The sequence below is a fragment of the Bifidobacterium sp. LH_416 genome, assembly GCF_056357055.1.
The window spans coordinates 166,768-191,674 of sequence record NZ_JBKEVJ010000001.1; the positions used below are offsets into that span (position 1 = coordinate 166,768).

At 52.4% G+C, this 24,907-nt stretch carries 23 protein-coding genes, 1 tRNA gene and 1 pseudogene; 11 read left to right on the forward strand and 14 right to left on the reverse strand.

All coding sequences use genetic code 11. The features are described 5' to 3' along the window. Positions 1-77: 77 nt before the first annotated feature. The 4 genes from AC1AY0_RS00850 to AC1AY0_RS00865 all read right to left on the reverse strand — a co-directional run bounded on the left by AC1AY0_RS00850 (position 78) and on the right by AC1AY0_RS00865 (position 4,562). Complete coding sequence (locus AC1AY0_RS00850) at positions 78-1,097, reverse strand: LacI family DNA-binding transcriptional regulator (protein WP_476523572.1); 1,020 nt, start codon at positions 1,095-1,097, stop codon at positions 78-80. 156 nt (positions 1,098-1,253) lie between these two features. Then, complete coding sequence (aroA, locus tag AC1AY0_RS00855; protein WP_476523570.1) at positions 1,254-2,588, reverse strand: 3-phosphoshikimate 1-carboxyvinyltransferase; 1,335 nt, start codon at positions 2,586-2,588, stop codon at positions 1,254-1,256. Positions 2,589-2,701: 113 nt separating this feature from the next. Then, the gene (locus AC1AY0_RS00860) at positions 2,702-3,250 is read right to left on the reverse strand and encodes a type 1 glutamine amidotransferase domain-containing protein (protein WP_476523568.1); all 549 of its coding nucleotides are present in this window, start codon (positions 3,248-3,250) and stop codon (positions 2,702-2,704) included. Between the two features lie 136 nt (positions 3,251-3,386). Next, positions 3,387-4,562, reverse strand: a complete 1,176-nt coding sequence (locus AC1AY0_RS00865; RefSeq protein ID WP_476523566.1) for an ABC transporter permease — start codon at positions 4,560-4,562, stop codon at positions 3,387-3,389. Positions 4,563-4,730: 168 nt separating this feature from the next. Between AC1AY0_RS00865 and AC1AY0_RS00870 the strand changes: the two genes are divergently transcribed. Beyond that, positions 4,731-4,804: transfer RNA gene (locus AC1AY0_RS00870), tRNA-Pro, on the forward strand. A 168-nt stretch (positions 4,805-4,972) separates the two neighbouring features. Beyond that, positions 4,973-5,620 (forward strand): hypothetical protein, encoded by a 648-nt coding sequence (locus AC1AY0_RS00875; protein ID WP_476523565.1) that lies wholly within the window; start codon positions 4,973-4,975, stop codon positions 5,618-5,620. Positions 5,621-5,886: 266 nt separating this feature from the next. Here the strand turns inward: AC1AY0_RS00875 and AC1AY0_RS00880 are convergent. Continuing rightward, positions 5,887-6,298, reverse strand: a pseudogene (locus tag AC1AY0_RS00880) (transposase); the annotation flags it as partial. A gap of 228 nt (positions 6,299-6,526) precedes the next feature. Between AC1AY0_RS00880 and AC1AY0_RS00885 the strand changes: the two are divergent. Then, positions 6,527-6,811 (forward strand): hypothetical protein, encoded by a 285-nt coding sequence (locus AC1AY0_RS00885; protein WP_476523564.1) that lies wholly within the window; start codon positions 6,527-6,529, stop codon positions 6,809-6,811. 106 nt (positions 6,812-6,917) lie between these two features. Continuing rightward, positions 6,918-8,030, forward strand: a complete 1,113-nt coding sequence (locus AC1AY0_RS00890) for a hypothetical protein (RefSeq protein ID WP_476523563.1) — start codon at positions 6,918-6,920, stop codon at positions 8,028-8,030. Here AC1AY0_RS00890 and AC1AY0_RS00895 read toward each other — a convergent pair. The 3 genes from AC1AY0_RS00895 to AC1AY0_RS00905 form a co-directional block, all read right to left on the reverse strand. Continuing rightward, positions 8,019-8,474, reverse strand: a complete 456-nt coding sequence (locus tag AC1AY0_RS00895; protein ID WP_476523561.1) for a type II restriction endonuclease — start codon at positions 8,472-8,474, stop codon at positions 8,019-8,021. The genes AC1AY0_RS00890 and AC1AY0_RS00895 overlap by 12 nt on opposite strands. 137 nt (positions 8,475-8,611) lie before the next feature. Next, positions 8,612-8,797 carry a hypothetical protein gene (locus AC1AY0_RS00900; protein WP_476523559.1) on the reverse strand — a complete coding sequence of 62 codons (186 nt, stop codon included), beginning with the start codon at positions 8,795-8,797 and terminating at the stop codon, positions 8,612-8,614. 185 nt (positions 8,798-8,982) lie between these two features. Further along, positions 8,983-9,132, reverse strand: coding sequence for a hypothetical protein (locus AC1AY0_RS00905; protein WP_476523557.1), 150 nt, complete (start codon positions 9,130-9,132; stop codon positions 8,983-8,985). 164 nt (positions 9,133-9,296) lie between these two features. Here AC1AY0_RS00905 and AC1AY0_RS00910 point away from each other — a divergent pair, with 164 nt between their 5' ends. The 5 genes from AC1AY0_RS00910 (at position 9,297) to AC1AY0_RS00930 (ending at position 14,040) form a co-directional block, all read left to right on the forward strand. Further along, a complete protein-coding gene (locus AC1AY0_RS00910) occupies positions 9,297-9,971 on the forward strand; it encodes a DUF3800 domain-containing protein (protein WP_476523556.1) in 675 nt (224 codons plus the stop codon). 71 nt (positions 9,972-10,042) lie between these two features. Beyond that, positions 10,043-10,381, forward strand: coding sequence for a hypothetical protein (locus AC1AY0_RS00915; protein ID WP_476523554.1), 339 nt, complete (start codon positions 10,043-10,045; stop codon positions 10,379-10,381). A gap of 148 nt (positions 10,382-10,529) precedes the next feature. Then, the gene (locus AC1AY0_RS00920) at positions 10,530-11,384 is read left to right on the forward strand and encodes a hypothetical protein (protein ID WP_476525571.1); all 855 of its coding nucleotides are present in this window, start codon (positions 10,530-10,532) and stop codon (positions 11,382-11,384) included. A 625-nt stretch (positions 11,385-12,009) separates the two neighbouring features. Continuing rightward, positions 12,010-12,657, forward strand: a complete 648-nt coding sequence (locus AC1AY0_RS00925; RefSeq protein WP_476525573.1) for a hypothetical protein — start codon at positions 12,010-12,012, stop codon at positions 12,655-12,657. Positions 12,658-13,122: 465 nt separating this feature from the next. Then, positions 13,123-14,040 (forward strand): hypothetical protein, encoded by a 918-nt coding sequence (locus tag AC1AY0_RS00930; RefSeq protein WP_476525575.1) that lies wholly within the window; start codon positions 13,123-13,125, stop codon positions 14,038-14,040. A gap of 562 nt (positions 14,041-14,602) precedes the next feature. Here AC1AY0_RS00930 and AC1AY0_RS00935 read toward each other — a convergent pair. Continuing rightward, positions 14,603-15,244 (reverse strand): SDR family oxidoreductase, encoded by a 642-nt coding sequence (locus tag AC1AY0_RS00935; RefSeq protein WP_476523550.1) that lies wholly within the window; start codon positions 15,242-15,244, stop codon positions 14,603-14,605. A gap of 150 nt (positions 15,245-15,394) precedes the next feature. On the opposite strand from AC1AY0_RS00935, the gene AC1AY0_RS00940 reads away from it, so the two are divergent. Together AC1AY0_RS00940 and AC1AY0_RS00945 are read left to right on the forward strand one after the other, a co-directional pair. Beyond that, positions 15,395-15,727, forward strand: coding sequence for a winged helix-turn-helix transcriptional regulator (locus AC1AY0_RS00940; RefSeq protein WP_476523549.1), 333 nt, complete (start codon positions 15,395-15,397; stop codon positions 15,725-15,727). A gap of 290 nt (positions 15,728-16,017) precedes the next feature. Further along, positions 16,018-16,635: a DNA-binding protein gene (locus AC1AY0_RS00945; protein ID WP_476523548.1), complete on the forward strand. Its 618-nt coding sequence runs from the start codon at positions 16,018-16,020 to the stop codon at positions 16,633-16,635. A gap of 698 nt (positions 16,636-17,333) precedes the next feature. On the opposite strand, the gene glgX is transcribed toward AC1AY0_RS00945, so the two are convergent. From glgX to AC1AY0_RS00970, 5 genes are all read right to left on the reverse strand, one after another. After that, positions 17,334-19,457, reverse strand: a complete 2,124-nt coding sequence (gene glgX, locus AC1AY0_RS00950; protein WP_476523583.1) for a glycogen debranching protein GlgX — start codon at positions 19,455-19,457, stop codon at positions 17,334-17,336. A 72-nt stretch (positions 19,458-19,529) separates the two neighbouring features. Continuing rightward, positions 19,530-20,207, reverse strand: coding sequence for an NUDIX hydrolase (locus AC1AY0_RS00955; RefSeq protein WP_476525576.1), 678 nt, complete (start codon positions 20,205-20,207; stop codon positions 19,530-19,532). Positions 20,208-20,249: 42 nt separating this feature from the next. Next, positions 20,250-21,161 (reverse strand): Nif3-like dinuclear metal center hexameric protein, encoded by a 912-nt coding sequence (locus tag AC1AY0_RS00960; protein ID WP_476523546.1) that lies wholly within the window; start codon positions 21,159-21,161, stop codon positions 20,250-20,252. A gap of 25 nt (positions 21,162-21,186) precedes the next feature. Further along, positions 21,187-24,090 carry a DNA polymerase I gene (polA, locus tag AC1AY0_RS00965; RefSeq protein WP_476523545.1) on the reverse strand — a complete coding sequence of 968 codons (2,904 nt, stop codon included), beginning with the start codon at positions 24,088-24,090 and terminating at the stop codon, positions 21,187-21,189. Beyond that, positions 24,080-24,868, reverse strand: a complete 789-nt coding sequence (locus AC1AY0_RS00970) for an ANTAR domain-containing response regulator (RefSeq protein ID WP_476523543.1) — start codon at positions 24,866-24,868, stop codon at positions 24,080-24,082. The genes polA and AC1AY0_RS00970 overlap by 11 nt, the downstream gene beginning before the upstream one ends. Positions 24,869-24,907: the final 39 nt, after the last annotated feature.

Genomic DNA, 24,907 nt, shown 5'->3' on the forward strand with positions numbered 1-24,907 from the left:
AAGGGAGAAAATCACTGTCGAATCATTTCGACAGATTTCGATTGTGATTACTAACCGTATTACATAACACTCAAAACCTACTGTATGAGAGAAGTAACAGAGCCTCTATCCAAGTATTGAGGAGGAATCAACTTCACCTCACCGGCCTTGTGCTCATTACCATCGAGAACACTCATCATTAAATCCACTGCACTAGAGCACGTCTCGTTAGGCAGCAACGGAAACTCGTCTAGCGGAACGTCAAGATTATTAGCATTCCCCTGCATACAGAGAGCAATGAATGAAACATCCTTGGGAACAGATAGCCCACGCTTTTGCAAAGCAATGATTGCATTATTCATGTGAATCAGATTTGTTGCTGCCAAGATTGCACTGATACGGGGATGCGCTTCAAAAGTAGAATCAATCAAAGCACCTACATCGGCAGCATCATCACCCGTGTTATATGAGAAATGAAAAGTCATACCTCGTCTAGAAGCTTGATCAGCCAACGCTTTTCTAAGTCTGATATGAAAATTAGCTCCACGTCGATACTCACTCTCTACAGTACCGATATACAAAATCTCTCGATGCCCTTGTTCAGCCAACGTGTCGATTGCAGACCGACCCATTTGCACAAAATCAATATCGACAGAATAAATGGCCTCATTATTTTCCGGATAACCAATAGCGACAAAAGGACACTCTAAGCGTTTCGCCATTGCTGCGCGTGCATCGTCAATCTCAACTTCCAGTAAAATCACGCCATCAACGAGGCCGCTTTCTACCACACGCTCAAGCTCTTTTTCCTCATGTTGACCAGCAAGAAGCAGAACATCATAGCCATACTTTCTTGCTCGTATTACAGTTTCGAAAAAGAACATGGAATAAATATTCAGCAATGTACTCCGACCAATTGGAGAACTCAACGCCAAAATATGTCGACGTGAACTACGGAGAAGTTGAGCACCAGCATTAGGCGTATACTGCAATTCTTTTGCAGCTTGTATAACTCTGTCACGCGTTTCTGAGGTCAACGAACGTTTCCCTGAAAACGCATACGATACGGTACTAATCGATACGCCAGCACGTTCTGCCACATCCTTGATGCCAACCATCACGACCCCTTTGTCGAAACGTTTTAATGCTGCACATCATAGCAAAAATCAACTGGCATAATACGGAAACATCACGAAGGGAATAAGCATTATTCCGTGAGTTAGTTCCGTTGATGAATCCGGCACTAGCTCACGGATAAAGTCAGAAGCAATACGTCACTCCCCCAGCATGCTGCTCCACATGCCAACGAAATCAGGCAACGTCTTGCGCGTGGTAGCAACATTAATCACCTGAATATCAGGAATACGCAAGCCCAGCATCGCAGCAAATGTTGCCATACGATGATCGGCGTAGGTTTCCATATCAGCACCATGCAACTGATCTACCGGCACTGGCTCGATACGCAAACCATCCGGCAGTTCTTCCGCCTTGCCGCCTACGCGAGTGATCTCGTTCACCAATGCAGCCAATCGATTCGTCTCATGGCCACGCAGATGGCCGATGCCCACCATATCGGTAGGAGCATCGGCAAAGACCAGAATCGCAGCGAGCGAGGGGGCAATCTCACCGGCGGCAGTCAAATCGAATCTGCCGAGACCATGCACAGTACCATCACCGGACACTTCGCAATACCGCACGTCATCAATCACAGGGAAGCTCACCTTCGCTCCCATCTGCTCCAGATATCCCGGTAGCAAACCACCCGGCTGTGTGGTGGTTTCCGGCCAGTGCGGCACACGAACAGTGCCGCCCGCGATTAATGCGGCACCCAGGAATGGCGCTGCATTGGATAAATCAGGCTCTACAGTCACCTTATCCGGCAGCTGCAACGCGTGCGATTCCACAGTCCATGACCGTGCAGCTTCATCAGCCTGAACCTTGCCGCCAGCACCGGTCACATCAGCAACCGTCATACGAATGTGCGGCAAACTTGGGGTCTTCTCCCCCGTATGCTGCAATGCCAAACCGCCTGGCAGTCGAGAACCAATCAGCAGCAGTCCGGAAATAAACTGAGAGGAACCAGAGGAATCAATACTTACCTGAGCGCGGTCGGCTGACAGTATTGCAGGCGGAGTAATCGTGAATGGCAGACGGCCGACTTCGCCGTGATATTCCACCGTGGCACCAAGCTGTTCCAAACCGTCCAGTACCGGCTTCATCGGGCGCGCATACGCCTGTTCATCACCGTCGAAATGCACCGGCCCGTCCGCGAACAGGGCAAGGCCGGGAACAAAGCGCATGACCGTGCCTGCGAGACCGCAGAACAGGTCAACATTGCCATGGAATCGGCCTTGTGCAGGCGGAATCACCGTCACCGTAGTATCTACGTTAGGATCAACTTCGCAACGTACACCCAGCGCTTCCAAGGCACCCATCATCAGATCAGTATCACGGGAGCGTAGCAAACCGACCAACTGCACCGGTTTGGTGCCAAGTGCGGCAAGAATCAAGTAACGATTTGACAATGATTTACTGCCCGGCACGGTTACCGTGGCATCCAGCGGCTTCGTAGCGACTGGAGCGGGCCAAAGATTCGTGTGTTCTGTCATACCTGCCAATGTATCAAGCTCAGTGCATACAAGAACGGCTGTGTCCAGCATAAAGTGCCGAACACAGCCGATTCATAGTATGCAAAGCGAATCCGCAACGATTCAGCAGCGAATCAGGCGAGCGTATCCTTGATTGCACCGACGAAATAGTCAAGATCGTCAGGCTTACGGGAGGTGATGAGACGCCAACCGTTCTCATCATCGACGGTCAGCTGCTTGTCAACGTAGTGGCCACCAGCGTTCTCGATATCAGCAGCAATATAGCGGCATGGAGAAGCAGTCTTTCCAGCAATCAGCTCAGCATTGACCAGCAACCAAGCACCATGGCAGATAGCAGCGATCGGCTTGCCTTCATGAGCGAATTCCTGAGCCAAGGTGATAGCATCCTCGTTCACGCGGATACGATCGACATTGCAGGTACCGCCAGGAACCACGAGCAGGTCATAATCAGCAGCCTGCACGTCAGCGAGACGAGCATCCGGGGTCAGTGTTTCGCCTTCATAGCGGTCATGCTGCACAGTCTCGCACGGGTCAAGCGTGGTGGCAGCAAGCGTCACCTGAGCACCAGCAGCCTTCAAGTCACGCAGCGGGCGGGTCAGTTCGGTTTCTTCAATACCCCAGTTATTAACGATGATGAGCACCTTAGAGTTCTCAATAGCCATGTTTCCTCCTCGATTGCATTGGCTAATTTCCGTACTCTATTATGCGTCATTCGTGAGCGTTGAGCTGGTAGAAGAGCAAAAAATTCAGATAAGAATGTTCTTGTACGAGCGGCGCACCGAAACAGTTCGTTTTGCGTTAACGGTCTGCTGCGATACGTGATTCTATTGCGGTTTCCGGTTCCGCCGAAGCATGCTGTTCCATACCGTTTTCAATCATTTGCGCATGCAGGAGCTGTGCTTCCACACGGTCGGCTTCAATAGCGGCTATCTGACGAGAGAATACGATGAACCAGCCAAGAAACATGAGGCCGGCGAGCGCTTCCACATTGGTCAATGTATTGTGCCCCATCATCATATTGGCCCAGAATGCGGCGCATACGGCTGCAGCCAAGTCGGAAGCCACCATAACCGCTTTGGAAATGCGCGGCGCGAGCCAGGGCAACAGTACGAACAGCAGTAGCATTACGAACGGTAGGCCCTTGGCGCAGATGTTGTGCATCAGGTTATGCGGCGTGTAGCGGAATGCGCCGATGCCGATGAATGCCAGGCCAGAAACGGTGAGCAGCACGGAGAGCACACCGATACGCACCATGAAATGCGGGATCATGTAGCCGCGGTTCGGGTCGGTTTTGGTGCGATCATGCCAGAGGCGTTGCAGGCGTTCGGTGGTTACCAACTCGGAGATGGCGAAGTAGCTGACGATGATGATGCAGGTTCCTGCCAGCATCAGCGTCGAATTGAACATGCGCGCCGCGAATGTGGTGCGGTCGCCAAGTTGCGAGAAGTTATTGTGATACCAATACGGATCATCGGTAGTGACTCCAGCGGTGACGACGCCGGAAATCACGAAGAACGGCAAGAGGCTGGCGATGGTTTTGGCATTCATCATCTCCGCCTGCACGAAGGTCATATACCCTACTACGCCGGCGAATCCGGCGCATACGCTGGAAATGTAGCCGGCAAAGATGGCATTGCCCATCATGTCGTTTGCGGCGCCGATAAGCGCGAATGATGAGAGGAAGATTGTGGATCCGTACACCACGGACAGCGACACGATTTCCACGATACGTCGAATCGGTGCAAGCCAGCCGTTTTTGAGGTTCAAGGACCGCGATTTGCGTGCATAGCCCACAATAAAGGAAATCACGCCGCAGGCCGCCACAATGCCCGAGCACACCATGAATCGACGTTGGGTGAGCTGCCAGATGGCAGGTGCATATTCCATATAGAAGTTCATGGAGACAGCGCCTACAATGGCACAGATTACGAAGGAAATCAGTCCGGATGTTTCCGAACGTTGATGACGTCCCATGATTTCCTTCGCACCTCCCGGAATACGTTTCTCAGTGTATTTGTCAGCCAATTTCTCATGAATTTGAGAAATACCTGTCCAAAAACACATTCTAGACCGTGTCCCGGTCCAACCATAGGATACAATGTTGGTTTGTGCCGTGAAACTGATTGATGGTTTTACTGCAAACGGGCTATAGCGCAGTTTGGTAGCGCGCCTGCTTTGGGAGCAGGATGTCGTGGGTTCAAATCCCGCTAGCCCGACCGAAAGCCCTACTCCCGCTTGGGAAGTAGGGCTTCTTCTTTTTCAGATTACGGCTTCAGCAACAAAATCCAGTGTTACTAGGATGGACCGTTCCAGTAACATTTTTGTTACTAGCGATTATCGCCCGACATCCCTGTGATTCCAAGGGTCTCGGGTACGATGAGAGCATGTCCACCACGATTGACGTATATCCGACGACGGATTACATGCCTTTGGTCGAAGAGACGCGCAGCCGCACTCAAGAGCTGTATCAGCAGCTGCTCGACCGGTACGGGATCGCCAGCACCGTGGAGGTGAAGGCGTTCTACTCCCGCAGCCCCGGTGAAGAGTTACGGTCTGTGGATCCGGCTACGCGATGGGAGGTCGAGATGGATCTCGTCTTCGCGTATCTGATCAACGGCGAGTGGAGGGCGAGTTCATGGCCATCGCTGTGGGAGCGCTCGCGGATCGATCAGCCGTGGGTCGATGACTACGTGCGGTCAGGCGGGAAGGAAGGCTATCCTTCGTCGATGCTGGGCGAATGCTGGCCCATCAAGGCCGACGAGTTTGAAGTGCTACTGTCCGATGAGGTTATGAAGCTCCTGAACGAGCAACCCCATTTCTGGCACGACATACGGAACGCCGCCGGCCCGGCCGTCTCCTCGACCGGCTACGGATTCGTCGCAGCGGCCCTGGCCGAGAAGACAAACGGTCGGCTGGCGTCCTTCGATTGCGCTTTTATCAGCGACGGTCACAACGGTGAAACCGCCGAACAGTTCCTGACATGGTGGGGCGACGAGCAGATGACCTTCTACGGGAAGGAACCCTTCCGGTGATACGTGAGGGGTTGCCGCTGACACACTGTCAACGGCAACCCCTCAGTCCTTGTTCCCGTACTCGGCGCGTTTCCTCAGCAACGGCACCAGCTCGCTCAGGTCAGCTTGCCGTCGGATCCGTAACGCAGACCGCCACGGTTGACCCAGCTCCGTATCGTGCTCGCCGGCAGGCGGATGCTAGCCTTCGCGCACTCGGCGCTCAGCTCGGCTGCGGTGCCCCTGACCTCGCTGACGATCAGTCGAGCCAGCAGCCGGTCGGCCACGACTAGACCGCCCAGCCTCATCGAGCACTTCAGCACCAGCCTCGGTGTGAACGATCCGTCACGGTCTTGCGGCACCTGGATCGCGACGGGACCCACCTCAGTCGCCAGCGTCTTGGGATACGAACCGTTCCTCGAATTCGCCATGCCGCTAGCCTCCTTGTCCTCCCGGCCGTCGACGCATAGGCCCAGATGTGATGTCATCTCCTCCTCCAGACCACGTTCCAAGGCCACCCGGACCAGCCCCGGAATCAGACCGCCGTCGCCCGTCAACCCCACGTCATCACGATCGATGCGCTCGAACAGGGAATCCAAGGCCCCTGACGAGACCAGGCCATCCACCAGCTCGCGCGCCGACCCCACGGCAACGGCGCCACCGGAACCCACGACCCCCATTATCGCCCTTCAAGACCGCCATGATTCAATCATTCCAGAATGGCAACCCATACGCAAACAATTAGACGCCCTCCACCATGTCTGGTAGCGCAACCCGCACCGGTCTCTGTGGCCCCTGTCCGCATGGCGCGTTCCCAGCGCCAACCCGAACCTGATCTACCCCGGTCAGCAGCTCCGCTACTGACCTCCGCCAATGGCCCCGACGCAATGCCGGGGCTTTTCTCCAATTCACCTACTGGAAGGAACAATCATGGATATTTCCGAAGCAACCACCCTCGCCGCCGCCATCGTCGCGCTCATCGCACCGGCATTGATTCAGGCATTCAAGAAGTACATCCCCGCCGACTACGTGGGTCTCACGTCCCTCGGAGTGAGCGTGCTGCTCGGCGTGCTCGCCATCGCCGCCACGAACGGCTTCCACGGCTACAGCTGGGGCATCGTCCTCACAGGCGTCGTCGGCGTCGCACAAGCCGTCTACACGCTAGTGAATCAGGCGTTCAGCGGCAAGCTCAGCAAGGACGTTGAGGCGTCGTAGACACCGAATGTCCGCTGCGGCTCTTGTGACCGTTCGGGAACTGCAGCGGGCGTAGAATTGCAGGGACAGCAAATGTTAGAGTTCTTCCGAACCGGAGGTAAAAACAGTGATTGATGTATGGAATCAGTTCATACATAGCCCACAAGTTTTTATCTCATGTATTGCCGCACTTATATCTGTTATCTCTCTGATTTCGCAATATGTCCTGTTTAGAATGGCTGGCAGTAGGATTCACGTCAATCTTGATTTTGCTTATTATGAGCCAGAGAATGGTAGTACATTTAATTATCCAGTCCGCAATAGTAAAAAAGATATATTGCAAGAAAAGTCTGTCCAAAGACTTAATGCAGGGAGAATTAGTCGTGAGGTTAACTATGCCGAAGGTATAGAGCTATTGAAAATCACGATTCCTAATCGTGGTCGCTTTTCGGCAAGCATCTCTGATATAACCCTTGGATATAGAGTTTACGGCAGAGAGTACAAAAGGTATGTCTCTGATTATACGTTTGGACTGCGTCCATTTTTGTTTAACAGCAAGACGGTCTTCTCTTTTCCCATAAAAATAAGTGGAGGCGAAGAAGTATCGATGTACTACTATTACTGGGATGCCTTCCATGACCTTCAGAATGAGAATGAGCTTAAAAGGATTCCGGATATTAGGGCATACGTCAAAAGCGGCGGGAAAAGGAAGCCTGTAAGATCTCGAAATGCTATATCGCTGAATGGCGGTCAGTCATCGACGCTATTAAATATTAATGGGAAAATACCTCTCAGAATGATGCTTTCTCGATATTTCTTCAACAGACAATCTTCGGATAATGGCTTGAAGCAATCAGAGTGTTATTTCTTCTCTATTTTTGGCGATATTAGTTTGACTTCCAGACTTCTGGAGAGTTACCTCGCAGGACAGTGGCCTACCGGATATTCTGCACAGCATGACTGTCTACAAAAGTTTTTTGAATCACAAAACACTTTATTCGGTCTGTTCTATGACGGTAATGAAGTAGACGGAAGATATGCCGGCTCTTCTCGACACAATAAGAATCATCTGGCCATGGATCTTGCGGCCATGCTCCCGATGTCCATCGAAAGGTGGAAAGACCGCATCGATTGGTCCGATATCCTTCAACCAAATCTATATAAAGAGCTAGTATTGAAAGAAGCCGGCGGTCAAGAAACAAATGAAGACACTGAAGAGAAAACTACTTCAAGCGAGTAATTCCTTATTGGCATGGCACTGGATTTCACTTACTTCTGAGATGAAATCGGCGAACAGAACTGTATTGTCTCTCACCTCTTGGGGGTGAGTATTGCGGATTCTCCTAGGCATAACTAAGCACAGATGCTTGTCCATCATCTGTTTGTTCTGCTTGACCGATATGCTGGAAGGCGCAATGGTAAACAGGTGTTTTTCGACGATTTTATCAGCTTCGTCCAACACCTGACGCCACCGATCTTTAGTACTTGTCTTGACGGCCAACATCCTGAGACGCGAAGATGGATATTGCATATCTGCATATTCTTCTGCCCCAGGAAACAGGAAGTCTGGCTTCTTGTTCTCTTCGGTTATTGCTTGTGGGGTATAGTGGACTCCTCGCGCATCAAGGATTCGCTGGACATGTTGTTCAAGACTTTTTCCCCGCTCGACTGACTCGTCAGACACGATGACCCCTGAAAACAGCGAAATCGACGGCAATCAACGAATCTCGCGAGGGTCGCGAAAACGGCATTATTACGCCAAAAACGAGACCAACAAAGCTCACGGGAACCAGCGAAGCGACCTCTCAAACTAACAAGGGGTTACTCAGTAGCGATCAGCGTGAACAGGAAGCAGGTGAAGCTCTCTTCAACCACCTGTTCGGGGAAGGCCGACACAGTACGGAGAAAGATCAGTAACAATCTTTGGGGACCGTGCTTCGACACGCCGATTGATTCCACCGTTCTGAGGCTCATAGCCAGTAAAAAACCAGTAACAATGACCGTCACGATTTGCCAATCTGGGCGGTCTGAACAAAGAAACTCGAAACTCAAGAATGGCTTGATTTCAAGGGTTTCGAGGTGGGCCAAGGCCGGTGGTCTGAGCCAAGAGACCTCGAATCCCAGCAGGATGTCGTGGGTTCAAATCCCGCTAGCCCGACCGAAAGCCCTACTCCCGCTTGGGAAGTAGGGCTTTATTGCATTCCGCCGGACAGGCTAATGGCAACACTGGTAACAATGACCGCAGACCTTACCGGATTACGTTGCTCGTTTTGCGGATGGACAATCTCTGGCAGGATTTTTCCACTGATGCAGCCCCTGCGTTCCTCCTTGAAATCGAACATTGTTGGCCAACTTCTCTCATAATGAAGCGTATACTTACTGCACTTGCACGACGCAATGCGTTCTGGCATAATTGACAATGCTTTGTTCCGCAAGGGCAAGGCTCCAAGTCGCCGGGGGTATTCCCCCGGCATTCCTTTATCCGTTGTCTGGTCAGGGGATTCGGTTGAGCGAGCTGAGTGTATTCGTTGACGAATCCGGCGAGTGGGGCAAGCTGTCTGAATACTATCTCATCACACTGGTGTTCCACGTACAGTCCGAATCCATCGCGGAGCATGTTGGAAAGTACGAGCGGCATCTGACCGATTCATGTCTTCCGGACATTCCGTTCCATGCCGGACCGTTGTTCAACGGGCATGACGACTACGAGAACGTTTCATTCGCAGATCGCAAGCGTTTGTTCTTCTCGTTCTTCACACTTGCTCGCAATCTGCCATTCCGATACATAACGTTCGCGCACCGCAAGAGCATGTTCGACGGCAGCAAGGTCCGGTTCGAGGCGCAACTCAAACGTGATCTGGCGGACTTCTTCCTGTCTCATCTTGACGAGTTCCAGTCGTACGAAACGATCAAGGTGTACTACGACAACGGACAACAAATCGTCACGAATGCGCTGAAAGCCTCCATCGACTATGCACTGTCCAAAGAGGCCGTCGTGTATCGAGACGCTCGACCCAAGGACTATCGCTTAAAGCAGGCGGCAGATTTGATGTGTGCCATCGAACTGACCTCGTTGAAATTCGATGCCGGCGAGGATACGGCCACCGATCGTAAAATATTCAAAGATCGGCGCGACTTCCGCAAGAACTACCTTAGAGTCCTACGACGCAAGCAATTCTGACTCCGTCTTCGGCGCATTTGCCGGCATGTTCCGTGAGTGTTTGTTTGCCATGTAGCAAAGGAGGTGTTGCGATGGCAGGAAACTTCGAATCGAAGCAGTTCATCAAGTTCGCCACGCGCATCCCGATCTTCATGTACCTAACCGACTATCACGAGCAGATGCTGCGTGACGTTATCACAAAGCCGGAACCGGAGCTGTTCAAGAAGATCATTGGCCTAACCAAGGATGATTTCGAGCTGCTGCTGAGCCTGAACGTGTTCAACCCGGCGCGCATGAACGACGCCGTGTACAAGTTCAAGCGCTACGAGGACGACAGCCTCTCCTACGCGGGCATCGACAAACACGAGCAGGATACGCAGGTCGGTCTGTTCGGCACCGCCATCCCGGCGCAAGAGTTCGAAGAGATGTGAGATGGTCAGGTCGGATAATTTAAGGAACACCTTGATGGGCAGCTCGCGCCTGCAGACAGTTCTGTATCAGCCTTGCGAATTTGCCATAGATGACGGTGAAGCATGCGAGGCTGATATGTAAAACCAACTTGTATTAGACAAACTGACCGTGGAATTAGATGGGGGAACAATGCTAGAGTATAGCAATCTCGTCAATCCCTATGTCGATGCAGAACTGCGGGCTGCGGCCCAACATCGCGCGGATATGGCATTGGTGGAGCTTAAATCTCGCTTTGATAAGATCAAATCGATGCAGCTTCTCCAGATCGAAGCCGAAAAAGATAGCGTAGTTGATAAAGTCAACAGATTTTCAATGGGAATATATCAGTCGCAGATGAAGAATTTATATGAATTTGCGTCTGATAACCTAGAAACCATTTTTTCTCTTCTTGGTAAAGAGACTGGATTGATGACTTATGTTCTCAATCGAGCAACCATTGAAAGTATATCCGTTGCGTTATGGCTCGCTTCTTTTGACTCCGTAGAAAAAAGAGCTTTTCATGCAATTGATTTAACATATTGCAATTATACAAATTCTAAAGACGCCTTTCGAGAAGTTGCCGAATCGGATAAAAGTATCGAAGAAATACAGAATCTGGCCTTAGCTCTCCTGCATGACTGCAAAAATGAAATGAAGGCTTATAGGACCAAAAGTTTTAGCAAAGCAATCAATCGAAGCCAAGCTGTGCAGAAGGTTGATTCTATCTATAGAAAGCAGATTGGCGCTAGACATCTGTACAGCGGTTTGACTGTTTGGAAGATATGTAGCGGCATTACCCACGCCAGTGAGTCAGCCATAGGTAATATGACCGTTTATACTTCCAAAGAAAACAATGATGAGCTGAAGAAAAAGACCCAGTTGTTAAAGCCTAAAAGTTCAAGCCTTGCCCTTGTGCTTTATCCGACAATAGAGAATCTTGAATTGTTTGCCCATGTGTATCGACAGCAATGTCGCCGTTCATAGGGCATTACGTCAAGATTCCACAACATTTCTACGCAGACATGGTGTTGCCTGCCAGTGGCTCCAATGCGTCTTTGAGCGCGTCGAAACTAATAAAGTACTGCTTGAAACTAACAGATGGCGCTTTTGATGCAATTGGTTTGAACTGAAGGCGGGTGACGCTCTCCTCAATCACTAGTTCGGAAAAGGTTGTCCTCACGAAGGACGGAGATACTAACAGATCTTTTGGGACGGTGTTTCGACACGCCGAGTGTTTAAGCTGTTCTGAAGGCCTCAGACGCTAACAATTTGCTAACAATGACCGTCACGATTTGCCAATCTGGGCGGTCTGAACAAAGAAACTCGAAACTCAAGAATGGCTTGATTCCAAGGGTTTTGAGGTGGGCCAAGACCGGCGGTCTGAGCCAAGAGACCCCGAATCCTAACAGGATGTCGTGGGTTCAAATCCCGCTAGCCCGACCGAAAGCCCTACTCCCGCTTGGGATGTAGGGCTTCTTCTTTTTCAGATGACGGCTCCAGCAACAAAATTTCAGTGTTACCGGGATGGCCCGTTCCAGTAACATTTTTGTTACTAGCGATTATCGCCCGACATCCCTGTGATTCCAAGGGTCTCGGGTACGATGAGGGCATGTCCACCACGATTGACGTATATCCGACGACGGATTACATGCCTTTGGTCGAAGAGACGCGCAGCCGCACTCAAGAGCTGTATCAGCAGCTGCTCGACCGGTACGGGATCGCCAGCACCGTGGAGGTGAAGGCGTTCTATCCATGCGAACCCGATGAGGAACTGCAGTACGTGGATCCCGGCACGCGCTGGAAGGTGGAGATGGATCTCGGATTCGCATATCTGATCAACGAACAGTGGCAATCCAGCTCGTGGCCATCGCTGTGGGAGCGCACTCGGATCGATCAGCCGCGGGTCGATGACTACGTGCAGTCCGACGGGAAGAAAGGCTATCCGCCGTCGATGCTGGGCGAATGCTTCCCCATCGAAGCCGACGAGTTCGACGTGCCGATGTCCGATGACGACATGCGGTTGCTGAACGCGCAACCCCATTTCTGGCACGACATACGGAACTTCGCCGGCCCGGCCGTCGCCTCGACCGGATACGGGTTTGTCGCCGCCGCATTGGCCGAGGAAACGAACGGCCGTGTGGCGTCCACTGACGGGGCATTCGACAGCAGAGGCCACAACGGTGAAACCGCCGAACAGTTCCTGACGTGGTGGGGCGACGAGCAGATGACCTTCTACGGGAAGGAACCCTTCCGGTGATACGTAAGGGGTTGCCGCTGACACACTGTCAACGGCAACCCCTCAGTCCTTGTTCCCGTACTCGGCGCGTTTCCTCAGCAACGACACCAGCTCGCGCACTCGCCATCCGATTCGTCTGGATCTCCCCACACCACGCCGCCGCAGTCCGGGCACGAGCCGAACGCGATGCGCGGCTTCGCGGGATTCACTACCCTGTGGACCCGTTCGGCCATATCGGTGATGTCCTCATACCATCCGAGCACGTCCCCGCTCTTCAGCAGCGGCTCCGGCCTAGCGAGCACCATGCGAACCAACACGCCTTTCGGTTGACTATGACTCGCCGGAACACGACTCACCCCTTCGTGCTCGCGCAGCTGAATCGCAAATCCTCATCAGCATACCCAGAAACCGTGAAATCAAACGGAAACAACCCACAAACCAGTATCATGGGAAAAACGGTTGGACACGAGAACAGACGGAAAACTCATGACCCTAATCTCACATTCCCCCTATGACCCCAAATGGATAGCCCTACAGAGAGAAGCTAATATATCCGGACGCATGCTCTCTCTTGGCCTGAACGCGCTTTGCAGCGCGGACTTTGGGCATCAGGAATTTTATTACACAGGCTTCTTTAATATCACAATAGCTCTTGAACGTATCTACAAACTCATTCTGGAATCACATGAATACAGTACTCGTGGTAGTTTTCTTACTGATGCTCAGTTAAAAAATGAAGGTCATAATCTCCTCAATCTCTATGAGAAAACTCGACAATTAACTAATCTAATAACTAAAAAGATGGCTGACAATGTCCTAATTCCAGACGAAGAACTCACGAAGGTGCTGACTTTCCTAACAGACTTTGCCAAGAAGGATCGGTACTTCAACTTTGTTTCGTTGGAGAAGAATGGAGCGGCGGATCCTGTCGCCCGATGGCACAAGCTTGTTCTTCAGTGGCACGGGCATCCTCCTCTTACACAGATGCAACAGAATATTCTGACCGCAGCTCAAATGAGAGACAGCCAACCGCATAGTTTATATGACATTCATCATTTTGATGAGTATGGCAACAGTCTTGAATCCAACGAGCAATGTTGTAAAGCCTTGTTTCAAGCGGAGCATATTCAGAGAGAAGGTACTTTGGTTCTTTTTAAAATTGCAAAGGCTGCCACGAGTCAATTGTGCTCATATTCCAATCTTTATGATCCAAAAACACAATCAGAAATTTATAGCTCGTCTAACTATCGGATGTCATTGGAAGAACTTGAGCAAGCGATGAGCAAACCACAACCCTTGCAAATGCCTGATTATGAAGACTTTTTCATAGAATTCCATCAATCAGAAGAAAGCTATTTGCGTTCTGTCAATGAGCAACAGCAGGCTCGTTATATCTCTAAGTAGGGATTCAGACATGACTCTGGTGAAAACAATATGAAATCATATTAGGGTAATTTCAACCGTTCGTCTTTTAAGCATTGAAACCCTGATGAGTAGTTCAACCCTGCATGAGTGCTGGCGAACATTACGAGGCTAACTTGATTGGCTCTGGAGCTCTGCAGGAATGACACTCCATGAGACTTCATGATGACTACCCTTGCTCCTGTGGGCGACGATGATCAATGGCAATATCGGCAACTGTTCTGAGAGCATTCATTGCGCGATGAGGACATTCTTGTCGATGCTGCGACACGCCGAACAGTCACGCTACCTAGACCATCTAAGACGCTAACATTTTGCTAATAATGACCGTCAGAATTCACCGATCGTACTCGGTCCAGCCAAGAAACTCAAACCTTAGAAATACAAAAATCCAACGCTAATCGGTTAAGCCGAATCGCTTGTTTTAGCCAAATTAAAGCCGGAAGGTTCGGGATGTCGCAGGTTCGAATCCTGTCGTCCCGGCCGATAAGCCCTACTTCCGCTTGGGAAGTAGGGCTTTTAACTATCGGTTCCGGATCATCGGCTACCAGCGCACGGAGATGCGCTCGCCCACATGCGCGTCGGTCGGATTGGCAGTTGCTTCATCGATGACGGCGATGGCGTAGTCGGCATAGCTGATGGCGCTCTGGCCGTCTTCGTTCGCGGTGAATTCTTCGCCGGCCTGCACGTATGCTCCGGTGCGAGAGCCGTCGGTCTGGAAGTCGGCTGCGGGGGAGATGTACGTCCACTTGACATCGTCGCGCTTGCGCAGCTCTGCGAGGGCCTTACCCATCGCCGTGGCGAGGGGCACGAACGCGGCCGGGAAGGTATCCGCCTGACTCAGTTGCAGCGTGTGCTCCGGGTTAAGGTACAGGCTGCCGGCTCCGCCGACCACAATCAGTCTAGTGTCGGTGCCGGAGAGGATGTCGGTCAGATGCTCCAGGGAGGTGGAGTGCTGCGGCAGGGTGTCCGGAGTCCAGGCGCCGAATGCGTCAATGACGACGTCGAAGCCGGCGAGATCGGCTGCGGTCAGGTCGAACAGATCCTTGATGATCGCGTGCTGGGCCGTGGTCCTGTTCTCGCCGCGCACGACCGCGGTCACGTCGAGTCCGCGGCCGACGGCCTCCTTGACGATGAGCCTGCCGGCCTTACCGTTGGCGGCGACGACTGCGATGTTCTTGATCATGATGTGCTCCTTCGATGGATGGCGTTGTTGTCTTGCCGACATGATTCACGTTATGGGAGTACAGCCAATAATGGAAGAAGGCACAAAAAAGTGCTATAGTAACCAAAAAGGAACTATTGGATTATTCCAACGATTTCAAGAGGTTGAATCATGGTCGATGTCAACGCGCTTCCGGCGTGTCCCGTGGAAACGACGCTCACGCTCATCTCCGACAAATGGAAGATTCTCATTATCCGCGACCTGCTGGGCGGCACCAGGCGCTTCAGCGAACTGCGCCGCTCGATTGGTCATATCTCTCAGAAGGTGCTCACTTCAAACCTTCGCCAGATGGAAAATGATGGTCTTGTACACCGCGAGGTCTACGCGGAGGTACCGCCGCGCGTGGAATACTCCCTAACCGACACAGGTCAGAGCCTCAAGCCTGTCATCGATGCCATGTGGAGCTGGGGCGAAGGATACAAGGCCAAACTAGCGGCAGACTGATTTACCCGAATAAAAGAGAACCCCCAGTGCATCACGGCTGAGTCAAAGACCGTCCGGAGAGGCCCTTTGGGGGAATTCGTAACATATGATAATGAACCATGAGTCGACAGTCAAATGCAGCAGCTGGTTTCCTCCTCTCGCAGACTCCTCGTAAGGGCACCCCACAGGAGAAGGCATTGCGTGCGTGCATTACCGATGAAAGGCTCGCATCCTACAATCACGAAACTCAAAGGCGTTCATGTACGGCGCTTCAACTGTATCTGTGGGATCATGACATGGCTAGTGCCTGCATGGGCGACATCGCCATCCTTGAAGTCGCCCTGCGCAACCATATGGATCGGCAGTTGTCCCTCATCTCTTTGAAACAATCCGGCACCGAGGATTGGTATATGGCGGAGCTCCGCTTCGACGACCGAACCCAATATCAGATCCGCGAGGCATGGAGTCATCTCACTCCACAACAACGAAAACGTCACGCGCACGGCCATCTCGTCGCGGCGCTGACGTTCGGCTTCTGGCGCAACCTTCTGGAGGACGGCGGTACGGTTCATACGAAATGGCCGGCCCAAAGCCGCGCTGACTACGAAAACGACTTCTGGCGCAATGGGCTCGACAAGACGTTCTCCAATGGACGTCAATATGCGCGTGCGATGGAAGAACGATGGACGCGAAGATATGCGTTGGACATCGTCAAGACCGTACATGCTCTGCGCAACCGCGTCGCTCATCACGAGCCGCTCGTCAACGGCATCCCGTTGCCCGGCGAGAACCGGCGCATCACACTGGCAGAGGCGGTGCAGGCGTGCTTTGATCTGGCGATGATCCTAGACCGTGACCTGCACGCATGGCTGATGGACAACAGCAAGATGAAGCTGGTGCTTGAACAGGAACCGCGGTCCATCGAATAAACGGCCATTGTTTCAAATCACTAGTCCGGAGAAAGCTGTTACCACGAAAGGTGAAGATGCCCACTGACCTTTTGAAGCGGAGTTGCGACACGCCGAGTGTTTAAGCCGTTCTGAAGGTCCGAGACGCTAACAATGACCATCACGATTTGCTGGGCTGAGTGGTCTGAACAAAGAAACACGAAACCTGAAAAAATGGCTTGATTCCAAGGGTTTTGAGGTGAGCCAAGACCGGCGGTCTGAGCCAAGAGACCCCGAATCCTAACAGGATGCCGTGGGTTCAAATCCCGCTAGCCCGACCGAAAACCCTACTCCCGCTTGGAATGTAGGGCTTTATTTTTTCGCCGGACAATCCTGAGTTATCCGATTTTATCCGAAAACTCAGGATTGATGCAGCCTTGCTCAGCTCCACGCCCCGGACATGAATAAAAAAGCGTGTGCAAGTGCCACGCGAGCGCATTTTCGGTTGTTTTGCGCTGACGTGCCGCGGCATCCTCTTTACGACCATGGATTTGTGCCAAAAACCATGCCACGCGAGTGCAAAAAGACCTCAAATACGCTGGCGTGGCAAGCTCACGTGCCACGCCAGCGCAAATCGACCGATATTGCATTTGCGTGGCACAATTCAAAGGTGCCTTTGCCGACATAATGTAGGCAAAGGCACCCATACACAAAAAATCAACGGATAGCTGTAAACAAGCCTACAGCCCCAGCTCTGGCTTCTTTTGCTTTTTGGCGCTCATGAGCATCATGAAACTGCGCGATTGCGCGGTGATCATGAAGCCCGCCTCATAGCTCAGCTCAGGTCCATCGGGATTATGCGTATCCACGATCAGCTGCCATTTACGGCCATAGCGTTCATCCGGCAGGGTGAACATGATCGGCTCGTAATGGGCGTTGAAAATCAGGATGAAGTCGTTGTCGACCATCCGGTTGCCGTACCAGTCAACCTCGGGAATATCCGAACCGTTCAGGTAAATCATCATGGAGAAGGCATGAGTGTTCTGCCAATCTTCCATATCCATGATGGAACCGGTGTGGTCGAACCACTCCACCTGTGGAATCTTGTTGGAATCATCCCCCGGTTCGCGGCCGGTGAAGAAACGACGACGATGCAGCACAGGATGGTTCAGACGCAGATGAATCAGCTTGGAGACGAACCGAAGCATGCTCTTCTGGTCTTTGTTGAGATTCCAATTCGTCCAGGAAATCTCATTGTCCTGACAGTAGGCGTTGTTATTGCCCTGCTGGGTGCGGCATACCTCGTCGCCGCCGCAGATCATAGGAATGCCTTGGCTGAGCAACAGCGTGGAGAACATGTTGCGCATCTGACGCTGTCGCAGGTCATTGACATCCGGGATATTCGTGGCGCCTTCCACACCGCAGTTCCACGAGCGGTTATTGGATTCGCCATCACGGTTGCCTTCGCCATTGGCGTCGTTGTGCTTCTCGTTGTAGCTCACCAAATCATTCATGGTGAAGCCGTCATGCGCGGTGATGAAGTTCACGGAAGCCACTGGGCGGCGGCCGTTGACCTGATACAAGTCAGAGCTGCCCATCAAGCGCGAAGCAAACTCCGGCAGCGTGGATGGCTGCGAGCGCCAGAAGTCGCGCACTGTGTCACGGTAGCGGCCATTCCATTCGGACCAGCTGGAGGGGAAGCCGCCCACCTGGTAACCGCCGGAGCCCAAATCCCACGGTTCGGCGATGAGCTTGACGCGGGAAATAACCGGATCCTGCTCGACAATGTCGAAGAAGGCGGACAGCTTATCGACCTCCTGGAACTGACGGGCCAGTGTTGCCGCCAGATCGAAGCGGAAGCCATCCACATGCATTTCGGTCACCCAATAGCGCAACGAATCGGTAATGAGCTGCAGTGCATGCGGCGAGCGCATAAGCAGCGAGTTACCGGTACCGGTGGTATCGAAGTAATGCATTGGGTCGCCATCTACCAGTCGATAGTAGGACTGGTTGTCAATGCCCTTGAAGCTCAAGGTGGGGCCCATATGGTTGCCTTCGGCGGTGTGGTTGTACACCACATCAAGAATTACTTCCATACCGGCGCGATGGTAGGCCTTGACCATGGATTTGAATTCGTTGACCTGTTCGCCGCGCTCCCCCGAGCTGGAGTATGCGTTGTGTGGGGCGAAGAAACCGATGGTGTTGTATCCCCAGTAGTTCGACAGGCCCTTCTCCTGCAGGAAGGAGTCGTTGACGAACTGATGGATAGGCATCAGTTCGATGGCGGTGACGCCAAGTTTCTTCAGATATTCGATAACGCTCGGGTATGCGAGACCCGCATAGGTACCGCGAATATCCGGCGGCACATCCATGTTGAGATTGGTCATGCCGCGTACGTGGGCTTCATAGATGACCGAATCATGGTATGGGATGTATGGGTGCTGGTCATTGCCCCAATCGAAGTAAGGATTGATGACGGCGGATTTCATGGTATGAGCCGCCGAATCAAGGGTGTTCATGGACGAATTATCGTCAGGGCTTTTGAACCAGTAGGAGAAGAGGCTTTCATCACCGTCGATGTTGCCTTCGATGGCCTTCGCATATGGGTCGAGCAGCAGCTTATTTGGGTTGCACCGCAAACCATGCACCGGGTCGTACGGGCCGTATACGCGGTATCCGTATCGCTGTCCAGGCTGTAAACCGGGAATATAGTTATGCCATACGTACGAGTTCTGTTCAGTCATTTCGATACGAGTCTCGTTGTCATCGTCATCGAAAAGACACAATTCCACTTTCTGTGCGACCTGCGAGTACAGCGCGAAATTCACACCGGCGCCGTCATAGCTGGCCCCCAGCGGGTACATTGATCCAGGTCTGATCTGCATAGTTCCAGTATCCCACTTTCTTGTGTTACCAAAGTCTATCGGAGTTGAACGTCAGGCGAACAAGGACGGTTTGTTTTCATCATCAGCGTGCTTGGCAATCAGGCGACGCAATGCCTCGTGTTGGATGGCGATCATCGAATTGGAGGCCGTGATTCGCGTGGCCACCAAGTCGCTCCATGGAATCCAGGCGGATTCCACATGCTCATCCGGGTCGAAATGACGTTCCTCCTGCTTGAATGGGCCCAGATGCAGCACCATGATGTGGGCCAGTTCATCAGTCATGCCTTCTGAAGAGTAGAAGTCGCCCACATAATCCACACCCATCGTATTACGGTCAGGTACCACGCCGGTTTCCTCGGCTAATTCACGAAGCGCGGCATCCATCATGTCTTCGCCCTCATCCATCAGGCCGGCAGGAAGACCGTAGGCGAACATGTCTGATCCGGCACGGTATTCACGCTCAATCAGGTAACGGTCGGTAGACATATCGTGCACCAGCATCACCACGCAAGGCGCGTGACGCAGCACTTGACGGCTGATCTCATGCTTCTTGCCCTGCTTGTCCGTCAATGCCAGAGTCAAATCATCAACATGGAAGATGCGACCGGTGTACACGGTGGCGGTATTCACCACTTCGGCCGGCACGTCCATATCGATGCCGTCCGAGCTGGCGTTCAACTTACGATCAAGTCGATGTTCCAGCTGTTCCTGCTTGTTGTGGCCGAACATATTCCTCCTTGATGAGTGGTCCCGACATACTACTGTAGCCGCTCATGCCTCACGATGGGTGATGGACAGCGTCCAAGGATCGGTCGTGTCATGGAACCATTCCACATCCACATGTTCCCCGGTCGCTTGCTCGATGGCCTGGGGAATGTCTTCGATTGCATAGTTAAACCACATGGATTCAATGGCGGCATGCGGAGTGTTGATGAGATACGGTCTGGTCTGCGCACTCCCCTGCCCCAGCGCAATGCCTTGTGCACGCATACGCGCCTCATATCGGGCCTGCTCAATGGCGTCCGTAGTCGGATGGTGGCGCAGATCGCTGGTGACATAGACATCCACGCCCGCCGCACGAACCTCATCGAACAACGAGTCGCCCGAGCCTGGAAGAATCACCACGGTCTGCACCTGTGCATCCAGATCACCGCACACCTGCACACCTAATTGGGTTGCCATGCCATGCTCAGATACCTCGTTGAATACGCGCTGAGCGAAATCACGTAACGTCATTGGCTCAGGCAGCACACCTATACGCCCGAGTCCAACCGGATGCTCGGACTGGGCATCCTGAATCGGCACCAATGGACGTTGCTGTTCGAGCCCGAAATAATCCGCGGCCGCCTGCCCAACGCCACGCCATGCCGAATCAGCATTCGTATGACCTACCCATAATCCACAGCCATGATTGTAGAGTCTGCGAACAATGTCTCCTCTGAATCCAAGGCCGCCTACCTCATGCACTGAGCGGAAGAATAGCGGATGATGCGTGATCAGCAGGTCTGCATTGGCGTCAATGGCTTTATCGACAATGGCGGAAGTTGGGTCCGCAGCGAATACGATTCGCTGAACGCTCTGGCTTAAATCGCCCACAATAAGGCCGGGTTCATCCCATTGTTCGGCGTAACGAAGCGGATACAGTGAGTCAAGAACGTCGATGACTTGCTTGAGATTCGGCATACGGTTTATTGTAACCGACAACCTCTCAGTGAGCGGCAAGCTGCCAATCCGCGCCCATACCGCAGGAAACATCGAGCGGCACAGCGAGATTCACCGCATGTTCCATAGCGTTCTTCACCAACTCAGTGACCTGCTCGCCCTCTCCCGGAGCAATTTCCACTACCAATTCATCATGAATCTGCAGAATGATTCGGCTGCGCACATGAGCATCCTTCAATGCTCGATCCGCACGAATCATAGCAATCTTCATAATGTCGGCAGCGGACCCCTGAATCGGCGCATTCAATGCAGCACGCTCAGCCGCATCACGAGCCACCCGATTCACCGAACGCAATGCCGGGAAGTACCGACGCCGACCAAACATCGTTTCGGTATAGCCGTTCTCACGAGCCGAAGAAACCAGTGATTCAAGGTAATCGTGCACTTTGCCGAAGGTATCGAAATATCGAGCTTTTAACGCTTCCGCTTCACGCGGCGCAATCTTGAGCTGCTGCGCCAAACCGAAAGTGCTGAGACCATAGGCCAGACCATAGCTCATCGCCTTCACGTGGGAACGTTGATCGCTGGTGATCTGTTCGACAGGCAATTTGTACACCATCGAAGCCACATACTTATGGAAGTCAGCTCCAGAACGGAACGCCTCAATCAGCGCTTCATCGCCAGACAAATCAGCCATGATACGCAATTCAACCTGTGAATAATCGCAGCTCATCAATGCTTCATAGCCCTCGCCAGGCACGAATACGCCACGGATTTCACGGCCGGCAGCATTGCGATTAGGAATATTCTGCAAGTTCGGATCCACCGAGCTGAGACGACCGGTTGCTGCCACCGTCTGTTCAAATGTGGTATGAATGCGCGTGTCAGCTGGATTGACTGAATCAATCAGGGTCTGCACAATCTGCTTGAGCTTATTGGTTTCACGATGACGCAACAAAGCTCCCAAGAAACCATTGGCTCGCTCGTTATCAACAGACTTGATGTACAGATCCTGCAATGCGGAAGCATTCGTAGTGTACGAGCCTGACTTGGTACGCTTAGTGGGCTTCAATCCCATGTCTTCAAACAGTACTTTTTGCAACTGCTTTGGACTCTGCAGGTTGATTTCAGAACCAGCGTTCTTCCAAGCTTCTTCCTGTGCGAAACGAGCATCCTCAGCAAACTGGTCTCGCATATCCGTCAAACGGGAAAGATCCACTTGAGCGCCAAGATGTTCCATGCCATACAGCACGCGAGAAACCGGCAATTCAATAGCGCGCAGCAGCCAATACTGCTCACGCTCGTCGAGCACAGGAGCCAAAGTCAATGCAAGCGAACGGATCACAGCAAGATCACGCAGTCGCTGTTCATCGGGACGCTCCTCCGGCTGATCATCGTCGAAATCGAGTGTGCCCTGCGTCGGCTGATCCACTTGCTCGAAATGCAAATCCAGGAAGTGTTCAGACATCTGCTGCAAATCATCGGCATGGAAGTCCGGCTGACTGATGTACCCAGCAAGTTTGGTGTCAAACAGGGGAAGTCCCATGTCAACACCAGCCTGATTGAGTATGTGCAGTAGCTCCTTGTAACCGTGGACGATGGTACGGCCATGTTCCACTGACAAGAAATCATTCAGTTCCTGAACAAGTTCCTTACTCAGCGCAGTATTGCCATCCACATGAATGATGGCAGCGGAACCTTCAGTAGCAATCGCTAATGCTTGTATTGCAGCGCGCCCCGGGCGAGCGTTTCCCCAAGCGTGCACGGTCCAAGCATGAGCTGCAGCATTACCGCAAGCAATTTGACGATCAGTCGTTTCCGCATAATCCGTAACGGTAAAATCAGCGAGTGCACTTGGCACATTGATTACTGTGCGTTGTACAGCAATCCATTCATGAAGCTGTTGTGCAGTTTCAATGGCTACTGCCTCTGGAATGTGCAAAGCGAGTTCGCCATCGTCGGCATCAGACTGTTCGGCTACATCAGCTGCCTGTGCGGAAGTCGATGCAGAAGATGACGAAGGCGACGTATTACCCGTGTTAAAGGTTTTCAATACACGACTCTTGGTTCGTGCACCGAATTCAAGTTCCTTGAACAGTTCATCAACCTGGTTGATGTCGACTGCACCGAAGCCCAAATCATCAAGGCTGATTCCCAGATCCACATCGCGAACCAAAGCATTGACCTTGCGGTTAAGCTTGACCTGATCGATATTGGCGCGAAGCGCCTCGCCCTTCTTGCCACCGATTTCATCGGCATGCTCGCAAATGCCATCCAACGAACCATACTGGTTAATCCATTTGGCCGCGAAACCATCGCCAACGCCCGGCACACCAGGAATATTGTCTGCAGTCTCGCCACGCAGCGCAGCCAAATCAGGGTATTGCGCCGGAGTAACCTTGTATTTGTCCACGATGGATTGTGGCGTCATGTGCTTGAGATCTTTGAAATGATGCCCCGGATACAGCACAGTGACGTTATCATCCACCAGCTGGAAAGCATCACGATCGCCGGACAGCACCAGCGTATGGTAGCCGGCTTGATCTCCCATAGTGGCAAGTGTAGCGATAACATCATCGCCTTCATAGCCTGGCTTTTCAATATAGGTGACGCCCAAGGCTTTGAGCATGCGCTGAATAAGCGGCAGCTGAGTGAGCAGCTCCTCGGGCGCAGCATCACGAGTGCCCTTGTATTGCGGCAGCATGGTATTGCGGAACGTGCCGCCTTTGACATCAAAAGCGACGCCTAGGCGGGTCGGCTTCTCCGCATTGATGACCTGTGACAGCATGGATGCGAATCCCCATACTGCATTGGTGGCCTGGCCGGCAGAAGTACTGAAATTCTCTACTGGAAGCGCAAAAAAAGCGCGGAAAGCCAACGAATGACCATCTACTACAAGCAGTGTATCGTTGGCCGCCGCGCTTACAGGCGCTTGAATATCAGCGCTCATCCGTGTTTGATGGCTTCGGATCGCCATACTTGGCGATGATGGCCATGGCCAGACGCTTCTTTGGAATACGCTGATCCATGGAGGTCTTCTGAATCCAGCGGAAAGCACCCTGCTCGGAGAAGTCAGCCTTATCCATCAGCAGACCCTTAGCACGGTCGACCAGCTTACGCTCTTCGAGCGTATCTTCGGCCTTCTTCAGCTTCTCTTCTGCTTCCTTGAGCTGATCAGTGGTTTCGCGCAGCTTCTGTTCGCTACGCTCAACGTTATCGAGCAAATCATTGATTTCCGCGAAACGGCCCATAGCCACTTCGAGCGTAGGCAGCAGCTTGGATTCCTCGTACGGCTTGGTGACGTATGCCATAGCACCGGCACCAGTTGCCTTCTTCACCAGATCGGTCTGAGAGAATGCGGTCAGCATCACTACCGGAGCAATGTTCTCATCGCAAATAATGCCTGCAGCAGTAATGCCATCCATGCGCGGCATCTTGACATCCATGCACACAACGTCAGGACGGAATTTGCGAGTCAGTTCAACAGCCTCTTCACCATTGGCAGCCTGGCCGACAACTTCATAACCGTTGTCTTCCAGCATGGCCACCAAATCCATACGGTTGACGGCTTCATCTTCAGCTACGACCACAGTGCGAGGCGCATCTGCCGGCTTTTCTTTACGCTCTGCTGGAGCTTCATCGTCAGCGGCTGCGGCCCTTAGTTCCTCATCAGTGAGCACCTCATCCATATTGATGCTCGGTTCGTCAGACCTCTTCCTTGCAGCCATGCCAACCTCTTTCCTATGAGATTTACTTGCTAGGGAAAT